The sequence below is a fragment of the Pseudomonas sp. S3_A03 genome (assembly GCF_054668275.1).
On the sequence record NZ_CP162753.1, the window covers coordinates 4,113,306 to 4,133,279 of the forward strand.

Annotated in this window: 22 protein-coding genes; 11 read left to right on the plus strand and 11 right to left on the minus strand. The window is 60.9% G+C overall.

The window, feature by feature from the left end:
• Window positions 1–28: 28 nt before the first annotated feature.
• Window positions 29–676 (minus strand): hypothetical protein, encoded by a 648-nt coding sequence (locus AB4O25_RS18885; RefSeq protein ID WP_017528726.1) that lies wholly within the window; start codon window positions 674–676, stop codon window positions 29–31.
• 367 nt (window positions 677–1,043) lie between these two features.
• Here AB4O25_RS18885 and coxB point away from each other — a divergent pair, with 367 nt between their 5' ends.
• The 4 genes from coxB (at window position 1,044) to AB4O25_RS18905 (ending at window position 5,447) form a co-directional block, all read left to right on the plus strand.
• Complete coding sequence (gene coxB, locus AB4O25_RS18890) at window positions 1,044–2,171, plus strand: cytochrome c oxidase subunit II (RefSeq protein ID WP_065879194.1); 1,128 nt, start codon at window positions 1,044–1,046, stop codon at window positions 2,169–2,171.
• Between the two features lie 58 nt (window positions 2,172–2,229).
• On the plus strand, window positions 2,230–3,819 hold the full coding sequence (gene ctaD, locus AB4O25_RS18895) for a cytochrome c oxidase subunit I (RefSeq protein ID WP_017528728.1): 1,590 nt from the start codon (window positions 2,230–2,232) through the stop codon (window positions 3,817–3,819).
• Between the two features lie 153 nt (window positions 3,820–3,972).
• The gene (locus tag AB4O25_RS18900; RefSeq protein ID WP_026067327.1) at window positions 3,973–4,524 is read left to right on the plus strand and encodes a cytochrome c oxidase assembly protein; all 552 of its coding nucleotides are present in this window, start codon (window positions 3,973–3,975) and stop codon (window positions 4,522–4,524) included.
• 35 nt (window positions 4,525–4,559) lie between these two features.
• Window positions 4,560–5,447 carry a cytochrome c oxidase subunit 3 gene (locus AB4O25_RS18905; protein ID WP_017528730.1) on the plus strand — a complete coding sequence of 296 codons (888 nt, stop codon included), beginning with the start codon at window positions 4,560–4,562 and terminating at the stop codon, window positions 5,445–5,447.
• A gap of 6 nt (window positions 5,448–5,453) precedes the next feature.
• Here the strand turns inward: AB4O25_RS18905 and AB4O25_RS18910 are convergent, their stop codons facing one another.
• Window positions 5,454–5,657 carry a twin transmembrane helix small protein gene (locus AB4O25_RS18910; protein ID WP_017528731.1) on the minus strand — a complete coding sequence of 68 codons (204 nt, stop codon included), beginning with the start codon at window positions 5,655–5,657 and terminating at the stop codon, window positions 5,454–5,456.
• A gap of 36 nt (window positions 5,658–5,693) precedes the next feature.
• On the opposite strand from AB4O25_RS18910, the gene AB4O25_RS18915 reads away from it, so the two are divergent.
• Genes AB4O25_RS18915 through AB4O25_RS18935 form a run of 5 tightly spaced genes read left to right on the plus strand, consistent with a single transcriptional unit; the run spans window position 5,694 to window position 9,617 of the window.
• The gene (locus AB4O25_RS18915) at window positions 5,694–6,458 is read left to right on the plus strand and encodes an SURF1 family protein (RefSeq protein ID WP_032883470.1); all 765 of its coding nucleotides are present in this window, start codon (window positions 5,694–5,696) and stop codon (window positions 6,456–6,458) included.
• On the plus strand, window positions 6,424–7,008 hold the full coding sequence (locus AB4O25_RS18920) for a hypothetical protein (RefSeq protein ID WP_017528733.1): 585 nt from the start codon (window positions 6,424–6,426) through the stop codon (window positions 7,006–7,008). Before AB4O25_RS18915 ends, AB4O25_RS18920 begins: the two co-directional genes overlap by 35 nt.
• Window positions 7,009–7,018: 10 nt before the next feature.
• Window positions 7,019–8,098, plus strand: coding sequence for a COX15/CtaA family protein (locus AB4O25_RS18925; protein ID WP_068937955.1), 1,080 nt, complete (start codon window positions 7,019–7,021; stop codon window positions 8,096–8,098).
• Window positions 8,086–8,985 (plus strand): heme o synthase, encoded by a 900-nt coding sequence (cyoE, locus tag AB4O25_RS18930; protein ID WP_017528735.1) that lies wholly within the window; start codon window positions 8,086–8,088, stop codon window positions 8,983–8,985. Before AB4O25_RS18925 ends, cyoE begins: the two co-directional genes overlap by 13 nt.
• Window positions 8,982–9,617 carry an SCO family protein gene (locus AB4O25_RS18935; protein ID WP_017528736.1) on the plus strand — a complete coding sequence of 212 codons (636 nt, stop codon included), beginning with the start codon at window positions 8,982–8,984 and terminating at the stop codon, window positions 9,615–9,617. The genes cyoE and AB4O25_RS18935 overlap by 4 nt, the downstream gene beginning before the upstream one ends.
• A gap of 71 nt (window positions 9,618–9,688) precedes the next feature.
• Here the strand turns inward: AB4O25_RS18935 and AB4O25_RS18940 are convergent, their stop codons facing one another.
• The 3 genes from AB4O25_RS18940 to AB4O25_RS18950 are packed head-to-tail and all read right to left on the minus strand — an operon-like array spanning window position 9,689 to window position 12,210.
• Window positions 9,689–10,459 (minus strand): MetQ/NlpA family ABC transporter substrate-binding protein, encoded by a 771-nt coding sequence (locus AB4O25_RS18940; RefSeq protein ID WP_068937954.1) that lies wholly within the window; start codon window positions 10,457–10,459, stop codon window positions 9,689–9,691.
• Window positions 10,460–10,510: 51 nt separating this feature from the next.
• Window positions 10,511–11,203 (minus strand): methionine ABC transporter permease, encoded by a 693-nt coding sequence (locus tag AB4O25_RS18945; protein ID WP_065879190.1) that lies wholly within the window; start codon window positions 11,201–11,203, stop codon window positions 10,511–10,513.
• Complete coding sequence (locus AB4O25_RS18950; protein ID WP_065879189.1) at window positions 11,203–12,210, minus strand: methionine ABC transporter ATP-binding protein; 1,008 nt, start codon at window positions 12,208–12,210, stop codon at window positions 11,203–11,205. Before AB4O25_RS18950 ends, AB4O25_RS18945 begins: the two co-directional genes overlap by 1 nt.
• 264 nt (window positions 12,211–12,474) lie before the next feature.
• Here AB4O25_RS18950 and katE point away from each other — a divergent pair, with 264 nt between their 5' ends.
• Window positions 12,475–14,616 (plus strand): catalase HPII, encoded by a 2,142-nt coding sequence (katE, locus tag AB4O25_RS18955; RefSeq protein ID WP_460149861.1) that lies wholly within the window; start codon window positions 12,475–12,477, stop codon window positions 14,614–14,616.
• 101 nt (window positions 14,617–14,717) lie between these two features.
• On the opposite strand, the gene AB4O25_RS18960 is transcribed toward katE, so the two are convergent.
• From AB4O25_RS18960 to zur, 4 genes are read right to left on the minus strand one after another with little or no spacing between them, the layout of a single operon-like run.
• A complete protein-coding gene (locus tag AB4O25_RS18960; protein ID WP_017528741.1) occupies window positions 14,718–15,437 on the minus strand; it encodes a PA5502 family lipoprotein in 720 nt (239 codons plus the stop codon).
• A gap of 37 nt (window positions 15,438–15,474) precedes the next feature.
• Window positions 15,475–16,263 (minus strand): zinc ABC transporter permease subunit ZnuB, encoded by a 789-nt coding sequence (znuB, locus tag AB4O25_RS18965; protein ID WP_017528742.1) that lies wholly within the window; start codon window positions 16,261–16,263, stop codon window positions 15,475–15,477.
• Window positions 16,256–17,041 (minus strand): zinc ABC transporter ATP-binding protein ZnuC, encoded by a 786-nt coding sequence (gene znuC / locus AB4O25_RS18970; protein ID WP_065879187.1) that lies wholly within the window; start codon window positions 17,039–17,041, stop codon window positions 16,256–16,258. Before znuC ends, znuB begins: the two co-directional genes overlap by 8 nt.
• On the minus strand, window positions 17,041–17,523 hold the full coding sequence (zur, locus tag AB4O25_RS18975; protein ID WP_017528744.1) for a zinc uptake transcriptional repressor Zur: 483 nt from the start codon (window positions 17,521–17,523) through the stop codon (window positions 17,041–17,043). Before zur ends, znuC begins: the two co-directional genes overlap by 1 nt.
• 58 nt (window positions 17,524–17,581) lie before the next feature.
• On the opposite strand from zur, the gene AB4O25_RS18980 reads away from it, so the two are divergent.
• Window positions 17,582–18,511: a zinc ABC transporter substrate-binding protein gene (locus tag AB4O25_RS18980; RefSeq protein ID WP_017528745.1), complete on the plus strand. Its 930-nt coding sequence runs from the start codon at window positions 17,582–17,584 to the stop codon at window positions 18,509–18,511.
• A 130-nt stretch (window positions 18,512–18,641) separates the two neighbouring features.
• On the opposite strand, the gene AB4O25_RS18985 is transcribed toward AB4O25_RS18980, so the two are convergent.
• Together AB4O25_RS18985 and AB4O25_RS18990 are read right to left on the minus strand one after the other, a co-directional pair.
• The gene (locus AB4O25_RS18985) at window positions 18,642–19,595 is read right to left on the minus strand and encodes a homoserine kinase (RefSeq protein ID WP_068937950.1); all 954 of its coding nucleotides are present in this window, start codon (window positions 19,593–19,595) and stop codon (window positions 18,642–18,644) included.
• Between the two features lie 56 nt (window positions 19,596–19,651).
• Complete coding sequence (locus tag AB4O25_RS18990; protein ID WP_017528747.1) at window positions 19,652–19,942, minus strand: DUF2782 domain-containing protein; 291 nt, start codon at window positions 19,940–19,942, stop codon at window positions 19,652–19,654.
• Window positions 19,943–19,974 lie beyond the last annotated feature (32 nt).

A 19,974-nucleotide genomic window follows, 5' to 3' on the forward strand; every position in this document is an offset into this window, starting at 1 on the left:
CACATTTGACCTGTGTACGGCGGAAGATTTAAGCCGGTTGATCCAGCGTCAACTCAACCCCCAACTGCCGCGACAGGCACGGCCAGCGCTTCCAGGCGGCCTCGGTGTTCGGGCTTTTCAATTGCTCGCGATACGCTTCCACCGACTCCAGCGCAAAACTTTCGTCGTTAAGCATCTCATCCACCGCCAGATGCACAGCTTCGTCCAATTGGTTGGCGAAGGCTTCACCGATCAACTGATGGGCTATCACGTTGGCCACGGTGGTATCCGCCGGAATCAGCGGCTGGCCGAAATGCTTGATATACACATCGTTGACTTCCTCCACCAGGCGATGGGCCAGGTAGGCCTCGTCCAGCAGGCCGTCCAACCCTTCATGACCTGCCAGAATCGCTGGTGGCTGCAGGAAGAAATGCTCGGCAATTTTCAGCACCGGCTTGATCTGGCTTTCGATCCCGGCCTCGCGAGCCACGTCATTGGCGGCATCGAGCAACTCGGGGACGAGGTCGATGTAGGCAGTGACAAAGCGAGTCATGACCACGTTGCGATCACCCTCAGCCAGGGAAATGGCTGCATGCAGGTGCGGCAATTGTTCTTTCAGTTGCAGGGCAAGCTGGCCCGTTGTGGCTTCGTGTTGATGGGCACGGGAAATCTGCTCGCGCAATGCGGCGGTGTTCATGGAGGCTCCAGTGTTGCAGCTGTAGGAATAGGGAGAAGACAAGGTAGCTCGTTTATACGAGCGCCTAAGACGCATTTGTCATAATTATTTCATGGTTATGCGCAGCCGTTATATCGAATTGCCATCGTTCGTCGGAAAATCGATTCCGCACCCGGTTTTATTGAGTTTTACCGATCATTTTCGCTCATTTGCCCCTACACATTGCGGGGTTGCAGAGCCTGTCTATACTCGGGTTTGTACGCGATTCGCTGATGACGCCAGACTGCATAAGCAGGTGAGGCTAAGCGGTTGTAAGCAGTATGGAAGCCGCTCCCTTCGACGCAGGTGCAAACCGGCGGGATAACAAGAACGATAAGGGGAACCCGCAATGATGCGACATCCACACGTTTGGATGGGCCTCCTGTTGTGGTCAGTATTCGGCCAGGCACATGCCGCCTGGACAACGAATATGGCGCCAGGGGCGACAGAAGTCAGTCACGCTGTGTTCGATCTGCACATGACCATTTTCTGGATCTGTGTGGTGATCGGCATCATCGTGTTTGGCGCTATGTTCTGGTCGATGATGGTGCACCGGCGCTCCACGGGCCAGGTGGCCGCCAAGTTCCACGAGAGCACTACCGTGGAAATTCTTTGGACCGTCGTGCCCTTGCTGATCCTGATCGCGATGGCTATTCCGGCGACCAGGACCCTGATCAACATCTACGACAGCAGTGAGTCGGATATCGATATCCAGGTCACCGGCTACCAGTGGAAGTGGCATTACAAATACCTGGGCCAGGACGTTGAGTTCTTCAGCAACCTGGCCACGCCCGCCGAGCAGATCCATAACCAGGCCACCAAAGGTGAGCACTACCTGCTGGAAGTCGACCAGCCGCTGGTGCTGCCGGTGGGTGCCAAGGTGCGGTTCCTGGTCACCGCCGCCGACGTGATCCACTCCTGGTGGGTGCCGGCGTTTGCGGTCAAGCGCGACGCTATCCCTGGGTTCGTCAACGAAGCCTGGACCCGTGTCGAAAAGCCCGGCATTTACCGTGGCCAGTGTGCGGAGCTGTGCGGCAAGGACCACGGCTTCATGCCGATCGTGGTCGAGGTCAAGTCCAAGGCCGACTACGAAACCTGGCTTGGCCAGCGCAAGGAAGAAGCGGCCAAGCTCAAGGAGCTGACCTCCAAAGAGTGGACGCTCCAAGAGTTGGTGGCGCGTGGTGACAAGGTCTATCACACCACTTGCGTGGCCTGTCACCAGGCCGAGGGCCAGGGCTTGCCGCCGATGTTCCCGGCGCTCAAGGGCTCGAAAATCGCCACCGGGCCCGCCGCCGACCACCTGAGCATTGTCTATCACGGCAAGCCTGGCACCGCGATGGCGGCATTCGGCAAGCAGCTCTCGGAAGTGGATATCGCCGCCGTGGTGACCTACGAGCGCAACGCCTGGGGCAACAACAAAGGCGACATGGTCACGCCTAAAGACGTGTTGGCCATCAAGCAGGCGGAAAGCAAATGACGTACTTCATTGCGATTGCGCTGACCCGCCCCGCCCATTTGTTTGCAGGAGAACGGCCATGAGCGCTGTGATCGATGACCATGGCCACGCCAGTGACCATGCCCACGGCCCCGCCAAGGGTTTGATGCGCTGGGTGCTGACCACCAACCATAAAGACATCGGCACGATGTACCTGTGGTTCGCCTTCGCCATGTTCCTGCTCGGCGGCTCGTTTGCGATGGTGATCCGCGCCGAGCTGTTCCAGCCCGGCCTGCAGATCGTCGAGCCGGCGTTCTTCAACCAGATGACCACCATGCATGGCCTGATCATGGTGTTCGGCGCGGTGATGCCGGCATTCGTCGGCCTGGCCAACTGGATGATCCCGTTGATGATCGGCGCGCCCGACATGGCCCTGCCGCGCATGAACAACTTCAGCTTCTGGCTGCTGCCGGCGGCATTCCTGTTATTGGTTTCAACGCTGTTCACCCCCGGCGGCGGGCCGAACTTCGGCTGGACCTTCTACGCCCCGCTTTCCACCACCTATGCGCCGGAAAGCGTGACGTTCTTCATCTTCGCCATTCACTTGATGGGCATCAGTTCGATCATGGGGGCGATCAATGTGGTCGCCACCATCCTCAACCTGCGTGCACCCGGCATGACCTTGATGAAGATGCCGCTGTTTGTGTGGACGTGGCTGATCACCGCCTTCCTGCTGATCGCGGTGATGCCGGTGCTGGCCGGTTGCGTGACCATGATGCTGATGGACATCCACTTCGGCACCAGCTTCTTCAGTGCGGCCGGCGGCGGTGACCCGGTACTGTTCCAGCACGTGTTCTGGTTCTTCGGCCACCCCGAGGTGTACATCATGATCCTGCCGGCCTTCGGTGCCGTCAGCTCGATCATTCCGACCTTCTCGCGCAAGCCGCTGTTTGGCTACACGTCGATGGTATACGCCACGGCGAGCATCGCGTTCCTGTCGTTTATCGTGTGGGCGCACCACATGTTCGTGGTCGGCATCCCGCTGGTGGGCGAGTTGTTCTTCATGTACGCCACGCTGCTGATCGCCGTGCCCACCGGGGTGAAGGTATTCAATTGGGTCAGCACCATGTGGCAAGGCTCGCTGACGTTCGAGACGCCGATGCTGTTCGCGGTGGCGTTCGTGATCCTGTTCACCATCGGCGGGTTCTCCGGGCTGATGCTGGCGATCGCGCCGGCGGACTTCCAGTACCACGACACCTACTTCGTGGTGGCGCACTTCCATTACGTACTGGTGCCCGGCGCGATTTTCGGGATCTTCGCCTCGGCCTACTACTGGCTGCCGAAATGGACCGGCCACATGTACGACGAAACCCTGGGCAAGCTGCACTTCTGGCTGTCTTTCGTGGGCATGAACATGGCGTTTTTCCCCATGCACTTCGTTGGGTTGGCCGGTATGCCGCGGCGGGTGCCGGACTACAACCTGCAGTTCGCCGATTTCAACATGGTGTCGTCGATTGGCGCATTCATGTTTGGCGCCACGCAGATCTTCTTCCTGTTCATCGTGATCAAGTGCATCCGGGGCGGCACGCCGGCGCCGGCCAAACCGTGGGACGGCGCCGAAGGGTTGGAGTGGAGCATCCCGTCGCCAGCGCCGTACCACACGTTCACTACGCCGCCGGAGGTCAAATGAACAGGCCTGCGCTGACCTCCCGTGGGAGGGGGCTTGCTCCCGATAGCTATCTCACAGGCAATGATGATGCGGACTGGCACACCGCAATCGGGAGCAAGTCGAATCGTCGCACCACCCCTCCCACGCTGATTGTGCTCGTCTTGGGTGATCGCCATGGCTGAATCCGTGCCCCTCAAGCGCCTGGTCACCCGGCTGTTGATTCTGGTGCTGGCGATGTTCGCCTTTGGCTTTGCCCTGGTGCCGATCTACGACGTGATGTGCAAGGCGTTCGGCATCAACGGCAAGACCGCCGGGCAGTACGAAGGCTCGCAAGTGGTCGACCCGTCGCGTCAGGTGCGGGTGCAGTTCCTGTCTACCAATGCCATCGACATGGTCTGGGACTTTTACGCCAAGGCTGACGAGGTGGTGGTCAACCCCGGCGCGGTGACCGAGATGCTGTTTGTGGCGCACAACCCTACCGACAAGCCGATGACTGCCCAGGCAGTGCCCAGCATCTCCCCGGCGGAAGCGGCCATGTACTTCCACAAAACCGAGTGCTTCTGCTTCACCCAGCAAGTACTGCAGCCAGGCGAGCGTATCGAGATGCCGGTGCGCTTTATCGTCGACCGCGACATGCCCAGGGATGTGAAGCATTTGACCCTGGCGTACACGCTGTTTGACATCACTGCGCGCCAACCGCCCGTGGCTGCCCATACCGGCGGCTAGCTACTGTTTGCCCGCTCAATCAGGAGAGCGAATACATGTCGACTCATGATACGTACTACGTACCAGCGCAAAGCAAATGGCCAATAATTGCCACGTTTGGCCTGCTGATCACTGTGTATGGCCTGGGTGTGTGGTTCAACGATCTCAAGGCCGCACGCCCGGAATCCCACGGCCCGTGGATCTTTTTCGTCGGCGGGCTGTTGCTGGCCTACATGATGTTTGGCTGGTTCGGTGCCGTGATCAAAGAAAGCCGTGCCGGTTTGTACAGCTCGCAGATGGACCGCTCGTTTCGTTGGGGCATGACGTGGTTCATTTTTTCCGAAGTGATGTTCTTTATCGCGTTCTTCGGTGCGCTGTTTTATGTGCGGACGTGGTCTGGCCCCTGGTTGGCGGGCGAAGGGCCCAAGGGCATCGCACATATGCTGTGGCCCAATTTCGAGTTTGCCTGGCCCTTGCTCAACAACCCGGACCCCAAGCTCTACCCCGCACCCAAGGGCACCATCAGCCCGTGGGGCTTGCCGTTGGTCAACACCATCCTGCTGGTGAGTTCCAGCGTGACCATCACCATTGCCCACCATGCCTTGCGCAAAGGCCATCGCGGCGCGCTGAAAATCTGGCTGGCGATCACCGTGTTGCTGGGCCTGGCGTTCCTCGGCTTCCAGGCCGAGGAATACATCCACGCCTATAAAGAGCTGGGCCTGACCTTGGGCTCGGGCGTGTACGGTGCGACGTTCTTTATGCTCACGGGTTTCCACGGCGCCCACGTGACCATCGGCACGATCATCTTGTTTGTGATGTTGATGCGCATCCTGCGTGGGCATTTCAATGCCGAGCACCAATTCGGCTTCGAGGCGGCCAGTTGGTATTGGCACTTTGTGGATGTGGTGTGGATCGGCTTGTTTTTCTTCGTCTACGTACTGTGATGCGCCTCACCAAGGTGCATGCGATACCAGCTGGCCGCTGAAGAACCCCCAGGTGATCAACGCCAGGGTGATCACGGCCAGCACGACACGCACGGTCAAGGCTGTGACGAGGCGATTGGAGTGGCCTTCGTCCTTGACCAGAAAGAACAGGCCACTGAACAGGCTCACGACAGTCGCGATCAGCATCAGGGCAATGGCTGCTTTGAGCATGGTCTGGCTCCTGGGCTTTTACGGAGGGGGCGGGCAATGAAAACAAGTATAGCCAGCGCCATGAAACAGTTTCGTCCCGGCATCGCGCCGACCCTGGTGGTGTTGATACTGCTGCCGTTGATGGTGGGGTTGGGGTTCTGGCAGTTGTCGCGGGGGCATGAAAAACAGGTATTGCTCGACACCTATGCCGAGCGCCGTGCGTCGGCGCCAATGAGCAGCGAGCAACTCAATGGTTCCATGGACCCGGCCTTTCGCCGTGTACGCCTGCGTGGTCAATTCGATGCCGAGCACAGCGTATTGCTCGACAACCGCATGCGCGACGGCAAGGCCGGCGTCGAGTTGCTACAGCCCTTTCATGACCAGGCCAGCGGCCTGTGGCTGTGGCTCAATCGCGGCTGGTTGCCGTGGCCGGACCGCCGCGCCGCGCCCGCCTTCACCACCCCTGAACAACCGGTGAACCTCGATGCCTGGGTGTACGTCGCCCCCGGCGAAACCTTCCAACTGCATGCCGACCCCGCCGGTGCGCCATGGCCGCGCCTGCTGACCGCGCTGCACCCCGCCGCGTTATGGGCCGAGCTGGGCCGCAGCGGCTTCGCTTACGAGCTGCGCGCCGAAGCTGGGCCTGGTACGTACGAAACCACCTGGCCGGTGGTCGCCATGGGCCCGGAAAAACACCAGGCCTATGCCGTGCAATGGTTTGCCATGGCGCTGGCGTTGCTGGCGCTTTATGTCTATCTCGGACGGCACAACACAAAGGAGAAGCCCCATGAGAGCGGCCACGAATCGACTCAACATGTCTGAGCTGCCTGATCGACGCAAAGGCCGCTGGCAACTGTTGCTGATCCTGCTGATGGTGATCGGCCCGATGGTGCTCGCCACCTTTATGTACAAGCTGCAGTTTTGGGTGCCGGACAGCCGCAGCTATCACGGCGAAATGATCGGCAACGGCCAGACCCGCGCCGACATCGGCGTGCAGGCCGAGGAAACGCGCTGGCAACTGTTGGTCACCGCGCCCGCGGCCTGCGCCGCGGACTGCCAGCAACTGGTGTACCTCGCACGGCAGTTGCAGATCGGCCTGGGCCGCGATGCCTCTCGCGCCAGCCATGCCCTGGCCAGTGCGCAACCGGTGGGCGCCGACTACGACGCCAAGCTCAAGGCCGAGTACCCGCAATTGCAGCGTTACGCGCTGGACCTCTCGACCTTTACCAAGAACGCCGCCGCGCCGGGTGAGGCGCAGCTGTGGATTGTCGACCCTCACGGCAACCTGGTGCTGCGCTACGACGCCAAGGTCAAGGGCAAGGACTTGCTTAACGACCTGCGCCACCTGCTGAAACTATCGAACATCGGATAAGGGCATCGTCATGGCCAAACCTGGATTTCGCCTCGCGTTGTTTGCCACTTTGCTCGCATTGATCGTCGTGCTGCTGGGCGCCTATACCCGCCTGAGTCACGCAGGCCTTGGCTGCCCGGACTGGCCCGGCTGCTATGGTTTTATCGGCGTGCCGCAAAGCGAAGCCCAATTGGCCCATGCCCAATTGCATTTTCCCGACACGCCGGTGGAGGCCGACAAGGGCTGGGCCGAGATGACCCATCGCTACTTCGCCGGCAGCCTGGGTTTGCTGATTGCGCTGTTGGCGGCGCGTTCGTGGAGTCACCGGCGTGACCCTGGCCAGCCGGTGAAGTTGCCGCTGTTTGTGTTGGCGGTGGTGTTCGCCCAAGCGGCGTTCGGCATGTGGACGGTGACCTTGAAACTCTGGCCACAGGTGGTGACCGGCCATCTGTTGGGCGGCTTTGCGACCTTGAGCCTGTTGTTTTTGCTGACGTTGCGATTGTCCGGCGTACTGCCCGCACTGATCGTGCCCAAGCGCCTGCAGTATTGGGCCACCGCCGGGCTGGCGCTGGTGATCGGTCAGATCGCGCTTGGCGGTTGGGTCAGCTCCAATTACGCGGCCGTGGCGTGTGTGGACTTGCCCACCTGCCATGGTCAATGGTGGCCTACGGCGGACTTTGCCAATGGCTTTCACCTGACCCAACACATTGGCCCCAACTACCTGGGCGGCCAACTCGACAGCGAGGCGCGCACGGCCATCCATCTGACCCATCGCATCGGCGCGGTGCTGGTCACCCTGGTGCTGCTGGGCCTGGCCTGGCAATTGCGCGCGGTGGGCATGACCCGGCTCGCGGGGCTGCTGCTGATCGCCCTGGCCGCGCAAATCGGCCTGGGCCTGAGCAATGTGGCGTTCGGTCTGCCGTTGCCGGTGGCGGTCGGGCATAACGCTGGCGGTGCAGCCTTATTGCTGACGCTGGTGCTGGTCAATTACCACGCCCGCACCAGCCTGGTTCGGGTGCGTCATCAGTTGCCGTTCGGCTGGCGTTTCAGCCCGCGCAAACACGTAGCGGGCCTTGTCACCCTTAAAGGAGAGATGCCATGGCGACCTTGATCGGCACGCGTCACGGCCAGGCAATCTGGCGCGACTATTTGGAGCTGACCAAGCCAAAAGTGGTAGTGCTGATGCTCATCACCTCGCTGGTGGGCATGTTCCTCGCCACCCGTGCCGGGGTGCCGTGGACGGTGCTGGTGTTCGGCAACATGGGGATCGCCCTGTGCGCGGGCGGCGCGGCGGCGGTCAACCACGTGGTGGACCGCCGGATCGATGCCGTGATGGCGCGCACCCACAAGCGGCCGCTGGCGGAAGGCCGCGTATCGCCGGTCGCGGCGCTGGCATTTGCGTTGTTTCTGGCTATTGCGGGGCTGGCGTTGCTGCTGGCATTCACCAACCCGCTGGCGGCCTGGCTGACGCTGGCTTCGCTGCTCGGCTATGCAGTGATCTACACCGGTTTTCTCAAGCGCGCGACGCCGCAGAATATCGTCATCGGCGGGTTGGCCGGCGCTGCGCCACCGCTGCTGGGCTGGGTCGCGGTCACCGGACACATCAGCGCCGAACCGCTGTTGCTGGTGCTGATCATCTTTGCCTGGACCCCGCCGCACTTCTGGGCCCTGGCCATCCACCGCAAGGAGGAATACGCCAAGGCCGATATCCCGATGCTGCCGGTCACCCATGGCGAGCACTACACCAAGGTGCATATCCTGCTGTACACCTTTGCCCTGCTGGCGGTGAGCCTGATGCCCTATGTCATCCACATGAGCGGCGCGCTGTATCTGGTGTGCGCATTGGTATTGGGCGGGCGCTTTCTGCAATGGGCCTGGGTGTTGTACCGTGGCGGTCGGCCGCACGCGGCGATCAACACGTTCAAGTACTCTATCTGGTACCTGTTCTTACTGTTTATCGCCCTGCTCGTAGACCACTACCTATTGTTGAACCTATGACTCGAACTCAAAAAACTGTCTTCATCCTGGTGGCCCTGGTGGCCTTGATCATGGGCCTGACCGTTAACAAAGTGCTGTCGGGCAAAGGCCAGGGCGACCCCACTGCGCTAATCGACGCCGGCATTATCCTGCTGCCGCAAAGCCGTCAGTTGCCGCCGGTGACCATGGCCAACCAGGACGGCCAGCCGGTGGTGGTCAACGAATTGAAAGGCAAGTGGAGCCTGCTGTTCTTCGGCTACACCTTCTGCCCGGACATCTGCCCCACCACCCTTGCGCAACTGCGCCAGATCAAGAGCGAACTGCCCAAAGAGGCGGTGGATAACTTGCAAGTGATCCTGGTCAGCGTCGACCCGAACCGCGACACCCCTGCCCAGCTCAAGCAGTACCTGGGCTATTTCGACCCGCAATTTGCAGGCCTCACCGGCGCGAATGTAGGCGACGTACAGAAGGTCTCGAATGCGGTGAGTATCCCGTTCATCCCGGCCGATACCAGCAAGCCGAACTACACCGTCGACCACAGCGGCAACCTCGCGCTGATCGGGCCGGATGGGACGCAGCGTGGGTTTATTCGGGCGCCGTTGAACAACCAGAAGCTGGTGGCGCAGTTGCCAGGGTTGCTACAGCGCAAGTAAAGACAACACAAAGCAAATGTGGGAGGGAGCAAGCCCCCTCCCACATTTTTTGATCTTCGGTGTGTTTGGGATCAGAACGCCGGCTTGATCGCGCCTTTGTACTTCTCTTCGATAAATGCCTTCACTTCTGGTGTGTGCAGCGCTGCAACCAGCTTCTTCACCGCGTCCGAATCCTTGTTGTCTTCGCGGGTGACCAGGATATTCACGTAAGGCGAGTCGCTGCCTTCGATCACCAGGGCGTCCTTGGATGGGTCCAGCTTGGCTTCCAGGGCGTAGTTGGTGTTGATCAGTGCCAGGTCGACCTGTGTGAGCACGCGCGGCAGGGTGGCGGCTTCCAGTTCACGGAACTTCAGGTTTTTGCTGTTACCGGTGATGTCCTTGATGGTCGACAGGATGTTGGTCGGGTCCTTCAGGGTGATCAGACCGTTGTTGGCCAGAAGCAGCAGGGCACGGCCGCCGTTGGTGGCGTCGTTCGGGATCACCACGTTGGCGCCGCTTGGCAGCTCGTCCAGTTTTTTGTACTTGCTGGAGTAGGCGCCCAGGGGTTCCAGATGCACAGCGCCGACGCTCACCAGGTGAGTGCCCTTCGCTTTGTTGAATTCATCCAGGTACGGCTGGTGCTGGAAGAAGTTGGCGTCCAGGCGTTTTTCGGCCACTTGGACGTTGGGCTGTACGTAATCGGTGAAGACTTTGATCTGCAGGTCCACGCCTTCTTTGGCCAGCGCAGGCTTCACGAATTCCAGGATTTGCGCATGCGGTACTGGCGAAGCAGCGACCTTGAGGGTCTCGGCGTGGGCGGAAAACGCGGCAACGGCGGCGAAAGCAACCAGTAGTTTTTTCATCCAACAAGCTCCTTGTTCGGGCATGTGCCGGCGTTGGGCCGGCAATGGCCGTTATTTTCGAGAAAAGTGCACCACCAGCTTGTCGCCGACGGTTTGCAGAATTTGTACCAGGATCATCAGCATCACCACGGTAACCACCATTACATTGTCCTGGAAACGCTGGTAACCGAAACGGATCGCCAAGTCGCCCAGCCCACCGGCACCGACCACGCCGGCCATCGCCGTGTAGGAAACCAGTGTAATCGCGGTCACGGTAATTGCCGCGAAAATGCCGGGGCGTGCTTCGGGCAGCAAGGCGCTGGTGATGATCTGGCGCGTGCTGGCACCCATCGACTGGGTGGCCTCGATGATGCCGCGGTCCACTTCACGCAGGGCGGTTTCCACCAGGCGCGCAAAGAATGGTGTGGCGCCGATAACGAGCGGCGGAATCGCGCCCGCAACGCCCAGCGTGGTGGCCTCGTCCATGTATATGCCAGTGATCAGTTTGGTTAATGGGAGCATCACGATCAGCAGGATGATGAACGGCAGCGAACGCAGCATGTTCACGACCAGCGACAGAAAGGCGTACAAGCCTTTCTGCTCGAACAGCTGACGAGGGCTGGTCAAGAACAGCAGCACGCCCAGGGGCAGGCCCAGCACGACCGTGAAGAACAGCGAGCCGAACAGCATGGTCATGGTATCGCCGGTGGCGAGCCAGATTTCGGACCAGTCGATATCGGCGAAAAAATTCAGGAACAGGTCCATTAGCGCAGCACCTCCATGTGAACGTCTGCGGCGGTGAAGCGGGCAAACGCCGCTTCCATGTCACCGCCGGTGACGGCCAGGGTCAGTTGCCCGTAGGGGATGTCTTTGATGCGGTCGATGCGACCGGCGAGGATGCTGTAGTCCACCCCCGTTTCGCGGGCGACGGTACCCAGCAATGGCGCGTAGGTTGCGTCGCCTTGGAACGTCAGGCGCACGATACGGCCGGGTACGTGGGCGAAGTCATCGCGCTGTTCGCCTTCGTCGACCTGCTCGGCTTCTTGTACGAAACGTTTGGTGGTCGGGTGCTGCGGGTGCAGGAACACGTCGGCCACCGAGCCTTGCTCGACGATCACGCCGGCGTCCATCACGGCCACCTGGTCGCATACGCGGCGGATCACGTCCATTTCATGGGTGATCAGCACGATGGTCAGTTTCAGCTCACGGTTGATCTCGGCCAGCAGTTGCAGCACCGAGGCGGTGGTCTGCGGGTCGAGGGCGCTGGTGGCTTCGTCGCACAGCAAAATCTTCGGCTTGGTCGCCAGGGCGCGGGCGATGCCGACGCGCTGCTTCTGGCCGCCGGATAATTGCGCCGGGTACTTTTTGGCGTGGTCCGACAGGCCGACGCGGGCCAGCAGTTCAGCCACGCGCAGGTTGATGTCCTTGCGCGACAATTCGCCGGCCAGGGTCAGCGGCAACGCCACATTGTCGGCGACGGTCTTGGATGCCAGCAGGTTGAAGTGCTGGAAGATCATGCCGACCTGTTGGCGGAAACGGCGCAGGCCGTTGGCGTCCAGGGCGGTGACTTCTTCGCCGTCGACCGTGATCTGGCCGCCGCTCGGTTCTTCGAGGCGGTTGATCAGGCGCAGCAGGGTACTTTTACCCGCGCCCGAATGGCCAATCAGGCCAAACACCTGGCCGTTCTCGACGCGCAGGCTGGTGGGGTGCAGGGCGGGAATATCCTTACCGGCGACGCGGTAGGTTTTATGGACGTTTTGAAACTCGATCACGTAGCGAACCTTGTGGGGCGCATGGAAAAGGGATCAGCGGTTAGCCGGGCGCGCATTTTAGCCTGTCCGTATAGCGTTTCTTAGCATTTATTTCGCATTCATCCAGCGATTTGGCGATAACGCGATCAAAGGTCATAAAAAAGGAACGGCCAAAAACCTCATCAGTCACTACATAGGCAATGCGATCCCCCGGGTGCCGTGCCTGGGGTTTTGCTCAAACGAGCCGGGGACCGCTCTGGCCACTTGATTAAGGAGTTTTGTCTGATGAGTACCAAGAAGCCAGTCGCCCCGCCGAAGAGTGAACTCGCCGGTACCGACGCCCTGGACCGTGGCAACACCAACGCCAAGCTGCAGGCCCTGGATGAGTTCCGTTCCGATGCGACCGGCCAAGCCCTGCGCACTAACCAAGGCGTGAAAATCTCCGATAACCAGAACAGCTTGAAGGTGGGCGCCCGCGGCCCGTCGCTGCTCGAAGATTTCATCATGCGTGAAAAGATCACGCACTTTGACCATGAGCGTATCCCGGAGCGCATCGTGCATGCCCGCGGCACCGGCGCCCACGGCTATTTCCAGAGCTATGAGGACCATTCGGCACTGACCAAGGCCGGGTTCCTGCGCACGCCTGAACATAAGACGCCCGTGTTCGTGCGCTTCTCTACCGTGCAGGGGCCGCGCGGCTCCGGTGACACGGTGCGTGACGTGCGCGGTTTTGCGGTGAAGTTCTTCACTGACGAAGGCAACTTCGACTTGGTGGGCAACAATATGCCGGTGTTTTTCATACAGGACGCGATCAAGTTTCCTGACTTTGTGCACGCGGTAAAACCTGAACCACACAACGAGATTCCTACCGGCGGCTCGGCCCATGACACGTTCTGGGATTTCGTCTCGCTGCAGCCGGAATCGGCGCACATGGTGATCTGGGCGATGTCTGACCGGGCGATTCCAAAAAGCCTGCGCGCCATGCAGGGTTTTGGCGTGCATACCTTTCGCCTGATCAACACCGAAGGCAAATCCAGCTTCGTGAAATTTCACTGGCGACCCAAGGTAGGCACCTGCTCTCTGGTGTGGGACGAAGCGCAAAAGCTCGCGGGTAAAGACACCGACTACCATCGCCGGGATCTGTGGGAATCGATTGAAATGGGCGATTACCCCGAGTGGGAATTGGGTGTTCAGGTCGTTGCAGAAGAAGATGAGCATAAGTTCGACTTCGACTTGCTGGACCCCACCAAGATCATTCCTGAAGAACTGGTGCCCATTACCCCGCTGGGCAAGATGGTGCTCAACCGCAACCCGGACAACTTTTTCGCCGAAGTCGAGCAGGTTGCGTTCTGCCCCGGGCATATCGTGCCCGGTATCGACTTCACCAATGACCCTTTGCTGCAGGGCCGTCTGTTTTCCTACACCGATACGCAGATCAGCCGACTCGGTGGGCCGAACTTCCATGAGATCCCGATCAACCGCCCGGTCGCGCCGTTCCATAATGGCCAGCGTGATGCGCAGCACCGTACGGTGATCGACAAGGGCCGTGCGGCTTACGAGCCCAACTCCATCGACGGCGGCTGGCCCAAGGAAACGCCGGCAGGGCCGACGGATGGCGGCTTCGAAAGCTATTACGAGCGCGTCGACGCCAACAAGGTGCGTGAGCGCAGTGAGTCGTTCGGTGATCACTTCTCTCAGGCCACCTTGTTTTTCAACAGCATGAGCCAGCATGAGAAAGAGCACATCATTGCCGCCTACAGCTTCGAGCTTGGCAAGGTGGAGCGCGAGCATATCCGTGCCCGTCAGGTGAATGAGATCCTGGCCAATATTGACTTGGAGCTGGCCAAGCGCGTGGCGCAGAACCTGGGCCTGCCGACACCGACCAAGGGCACGGTGCCAGCGCGTGAGTCATCGGTGAAAAAATCACCAGCCTTGAGCCAGGTCAACCTGCTGTCGGGCGATATCAAGACACGCAAAGTGGCGATTCTGGCTGCCAATGGCGTGGACGGCGTGGCGATTGATGCGCTGAAAAAGGCGCTGGAGGTCGAGGGGGCGCATGCCAAGTTGCTGGGGCCGACCTCGGCACCCGTGACCACGGCGCAAGGCAAGACGCTGCCGGTGGATGCGTCGATGGAAGGCATGCCGTCCATTGCGTTTGACGCGGTGTTTATCCCGGGCGGTAAGGCGTCGGTGCAAGCGTTGAGCGGTGATGGTGTGGCGCTGCACTATGTGCTGGAAGCGTACAAGCACCTGAAGGCGATTGCCGTGGCCAGTGACGTGAAGCCATTGCTGGATCTGCTGAAACTGGAGGCGGATGCGGGGCTGATCGTTGGCTCGGATGCGAAAGCAATCAAGGCATTTTTTGCCGCGATTGCACAGCATCGGGTTTGGGATCGTGAGCCGAAGGCTAAAGCGATTCCGGCGTAAGCTATTGGTTGTTTGTTAGATCGCCATCGGGAGCAAGCCCCCTTCCACATTTGAATATGTTCACCGTTCAAAATGTGAGAGGGGGCTTGCTCCCGATGCTTTTAGTCCGCCTTGCGCGGGATCAGCACGATCTGCGCCGGGATCTTCTTGAGGATCTGCCGGTGAATCTTCAGGTCGTACCCTGAATCAATCTTCTTCACCCGCTTGGTCAGCAGCGTGGCCAGCCAGGGGTAATCCTCGGTGCGTGGCGCCTGGATGCTCACGTCGCACTGGTAATTCACCACATCGGTGGCGATTGCATCCAGTTGATGGCGAAGTTCTTCAATATCGGTGAGGTTCAACGCCACAGTGGTGCTGGGCGCCGCCGGGTCGATGACTTTGGCGGCCGGCTTGGCTTCGGCGGCTTTGAGGGCCTCCTCGGCTTTGTCCAGCTCGACCTTGCGGGCGTGCGTGATGGCGCTGTTGACGCCGCCGGTCAGCGCCGGAGCCTTGGGCATCAGCGCGCGGGCGCGGCTCAGGGCGGTGGCGGCGGCGTTGACGTCGCCCTTTTGCAGCACGATCTGACTGCGCTGCAGGTAGGCTTCGGCCAATTGACGTTGGTAAGGCTCCAGCGTGGGGTCGTTAGGCGACTGGGCCTGCAGTGCCGCAAGCTGGTCTTCGGCGGTGGCCAGCTCGCTGCTGGCCAGGTTTTGCTCCAGCTGTGCGATGGCCGCAGCACGCGGGTCCGTGGCCTCGGGGGCGACGGGCGGTGTGCTTTGACAGGCGCCCAGCAGCAGGGAAAATGCGGCAAGGAGCAGATAACGGGAGGTGAACAGCTTCATTCCTGCGACTCTCTATTTGCGCAAAAAGCGAGCAAGTCTACACCCCTCGACGGGGCAGGACAAAACTCAGCAGAAACAGGGCGGCGGCCGTGACCACAATCGATGGCCCGGCCGGCGTGTCCTTGAACCACGACAACGCCAGGCCCCCACATACCGCCAGCATTCCCAGCAGGCTGGCGCCGATTGCCATCTGCTCCGGTGAGCGGGCGTGACGCTGGGCGGCGGCGGCGGGAATGATCAACAGCGATGTGATCAACAATACGCCGACAATCTTCATCGCGACAGCGATCACCACGGCGATCAACAACATCAGGGCCATGCGCAGGGCCGATACCGGCAAACCTTCCACCTTGGCCAGCTCTTCATGCACGGTGATCGCCAGCAGTGGCCGCCACAAGGCGACCAGCAGCACCAGTACAGCGGCGCTGCCGCCGAGGATCCATGCAAGGTCGGTGGGGCTGATCGCCAGCAGGTCGCCGAACAGGTAGGCCATCAGGTCGATGCGCACTTCATGCATAAAGCTCAGCACCACCAGGCCCAGGGACAAGGTGCTCGGCGCCAGAATGCCCAGCAGTGTGTCCGAGGCCAGCGGCTGGCGTTGTTGCAGGGTCACCAGCAGCACCGCCAGCAGCAGGCAGCCCACGGTCACGGCGATGGTTGGGCTCACGTCCAGCAAAAAGCCCATGGCCACGCCGAGCAGCGCCGCATGGGATAACGTATCGCCAAAGTACGCCATGCGCCGCCAGACCACGAACGAGCCCAGCGGGCCCGCGACCAGTGCCAAAGCCAAGCCTGCCAGCAGGGCGTAGAGCAGAAAATCAGCCATGCTTGCAGCCATCTCCATGAACGTGGGTGTGAGGTGCGGTCGGATCGTCAACCACGGCGCCATGCAGGTCGTGAGCGTGGTCGTGATGGTGGTGATAAATCGCCAGGCTCTGGGCGTTCTTGCCGAACAGCTCGACGAATGCCGGGTCGCCGCTGACCTGTTCCGGGTGACCGGAACAGCACACATGGCGATTAAGGCACACCACCTGATCGGTGGTGCTCATGACCAGGTGCAAATCGTGGGAGACCATCAGCACGCCGCAGCCATGACGGTCGCGCAGGCGGGTGATCAGGCTGTACAGCTCGGCCTGGCCGGCGACATCGACGCCTTGCACGGGCTCATCGAGCACCAGCAGTTGCGGCTCGCGCAACAAGGCGCGGGCCAGCAGCACGCGCTGCATTTCACCGCCGGAGATGCTTTGCACCGGGCTGTCGATCACCTGCTCGGCGCCGACTTCCTTGAGCGCCGCCTGCGCACGGGCGCGGTCCACGCGCGGCACCAGCCGCAGGAAGCGCAGCACGGACAGCGGCAGGGTCGGGTCGACGTGCAGCTTTTGCGGCATATAACCGACGCGCAGCCTGGGCTTGCGCCACACGCTGCCGGTGTCGGGCTTGAGCAGGCCGAGCACGGCACGCACCAGGGTGGTCTTGCCGGCGCCATTGGGGCCGATCAAGGTCACGATCTGCCCCGGCTCGACGCTGAGCGCGATGTTATCCAGCACGTTTTGCCCGGCGAACGTGACGCCAACCTGCTCCAGGCGGATTAACGCATTGCTCATCAAGCCCCCTGGCAACCCGAGCACAGGCCGACCACCTCGACGGTCTGCCCTTCGACCTTGAAGCCCACGTCGGCAGAGCTCTTGATAATGGCGTCGCTGATGCTTTTTTGTTCAAGTTCGATGGCCGCATGGCACTCGCGGCAGATCAGGAACTGGCCCTGGTGCGCATGTTCCGGGTGGTTGCAGCCAACAAAGGCGTTGAGCGAGGCGATGCGGTGCACCAGGCCGTTTTCGAGCAGGAAATCCAGCGCTCGGTACACGGTGGGTGGCGCGGCGCGGCGACCGTCCTGCTCGCTGAGGACACCTAGAATGTCGTAGGCGCCCAGCGGCTTGTGGCTCTGCCACACCAGTTCCAGCACGCGGCGACGCAAAGCGGTCAGGCGCAGACCTTTCTGTGCGCACAGGGTGTCGGCTTCCGACAGCGCGGTATGCACGCAGTGAGAGTGGTCATGGGGACGGCTGGCAAGCGGTGTTTTAGGCATGAGCGGCGACAGATATTTGATAGAGACGTTATTATGTTACCCGTTCCTACGCCATTGAGTGGTCATCGTGTCCCGACTTTTTCCCGTTTTTGTCGTTTTTGTCACCAGTTTGTTCTTCGCAGGCCTGGCGCAGGCCGAGGTCAAGGTGCTGACCAGCATCAAGCCCTTGCAACTGATTGCCGCCGCGGTGCAGGACGGTGTGTCGGTGCCGGAGGTGTTGTTGCCACCGGGTGCGTCGCCGCATAACTTCGCCTTGCGCCCATCCGACGTACGGCGCGTGCAGTCGGTGGAGCTGTTGTACTGGATCGGGCCGGACATGGAGACTTTCCTGCCTCGCGTACTGAAAGGTCGTACAGCACCGACGGTTGCGGTGCAGGACCTGCCGGGTATGAAACTGCGCCGTTTCGGCGAAGATAGCCATTCTCACGCTGACGAAGCCGACGAACATGACCATGATCACCGTCCAGGCAGCGTCGATGCCCATTTGTGGTTGTCCACGGTGAATGCGCGGGTGATCGCGGCGCGCATGGCGGCGGACCTCAGCGCGGCTGACCCGGCGAATGCCGAGCGCTATCAGAGCAATGCGAAGGCCTTTGCCGGGCGCCTGGATGCGTTGGATGCGCGGCTGAAGAAGCGTCTGGCTAGCGTTGATGGCAAACCCTACTTTGTATTCCACGAAGCCTTTGACTATTTCGAAGACGCTTACGGCTTGAAGCACGCCGGTGTCTTCAGTGTCGCCGCCGAAGTACAACCGGGCGCCCAGCATGTGGCGGCGATGCGTACGCGGTTGCAGGAAGTGGGCAAGACTTGTGTGTTCAGTGAGCCGCCGCTGCGCCCGCGTCTGGCCGAGACGCTGGTGGCGGGGTTGCCGGTGAAATTGGCGGAGCTGGATGCGCTGGGCGGTTATACGCCGGCCACTGCTCAGGGCTATGAGCAGGTTCTGGATAAGTTGGGGAGCGACCTGGCTGGGTGCCTGGAGGCGTTGTAAGACTCAGCGAAAATCAAAACTGTGGGAGGGGGCTTGCTCCCGATAACGGTGTGTCAGCCAGTGAATAAGTAGCTGCACCACCGCTATAGGGAGCAAGCCCCCTCCCACAGTTTTTGCTCTGGTGAGGCAGTTAGAGCGCGAACGGCAGCTGGAGCGTGACCTGCTGGCGTTGCGCCAAGCGGTGTTCGAACTCCGCCGGGTCGTGAATCAACACATCCTGCCCGGCAAACGCTTGGGCTGCGATCAGGCGGGACAGCCAGAAGCGCACGCACGCAACGCGCAGCATAGTCGGCCACAACTGCGCTTCTTTCGCCGTAAACGGCCGCAGCCCGGCATAAGCCCCCAGCAAGGCACGGGCGCGCTGACTGTCGATCAAGCCTTCGGCGTCCGAACACCAGTCATTCAAGGCGATGGCCACGTCGTATAGCATCGGGCCCGAGCAGGCGTTGTAGAAATCGATCAAGCCCGTCAGGTGCGTGCCTTCGAACATCGCGTTGTCACGAAACAGGTCGGCATGCACGTTGGCGCGTGGCAGGGCGAGGATCTGCATTTTGTGCGCCTCGATCTCTTCCAGCGCGCCTCGCAACAGGCGCTGCTGTGCATCGCTCAGGTGCGAAATAAGCTGCGCACCTTCGCTGAGCATCCAATCCAGCCCGCGGTCGGTCTTGCGTTCCAGTACCTTCTCGCCTTGAGTCGCCAGGTGCAGGTGGCCGAGCAGGTCGCCGACCTGGGCGCAATGTTGGGCGTTGGCGTCCTTGATGTGCTTGCCGGCCAGGCGTGGTTGCAGCAAGGCGGGTTTGCCCTTGAGTTCGCGCAAAGCGATGCCGTCGGTGGTACGAAGCGCGTAAGGCACTGGCAGGTCGGCGTCGTGAAGCACGTCAAGCAGTTCGATGAAGAACGGCATTTCTGCCACGGGGCCGCGCTCAACCAGGGTCAGGACGAATTCGCCCTGTTCCAGGCTGATAAAGAAATTGGTGTTTTCACTACCGGCGGCAATCCCCTGGAAGTCGAGCAGACGGCCGAGCCCGTAAGGGGCGAGAAAGGTTTCCAGCTCGGGCCGAGCCAGGGGGGTGAACACAGACATGGTTAAAACTGCCAGTACGGGCGCCGCACTGCACGGCGCCAATTGAAGTTAAGAAATCATTTCCATTCGAAAATCTTCCATGACGGGATCAGCATATCCGGCTGGTCAGAGCGGATGAAGTTTGCATCGGTGCCGTCCGCGCGCACCAGAAAGTACGGTGGAGCCCCCTTCGGAGTGACCTTGATGGCATACAAGAAGCCGTTTTGGCGGTATTCCTGGATGGTCTTGTCGCCTTCCGTGCGAATGGTAACTTCCGGATCGCCCGAAGGGGCATCATCTGCCGCCATGGCAGCCATCGGAGCGAGTGCAATCAAGCCAGTCAACAGCAGGCGATTGAATGTACGCATGATAACCTTGTCCCTTTGTTTTCATTGGTCCG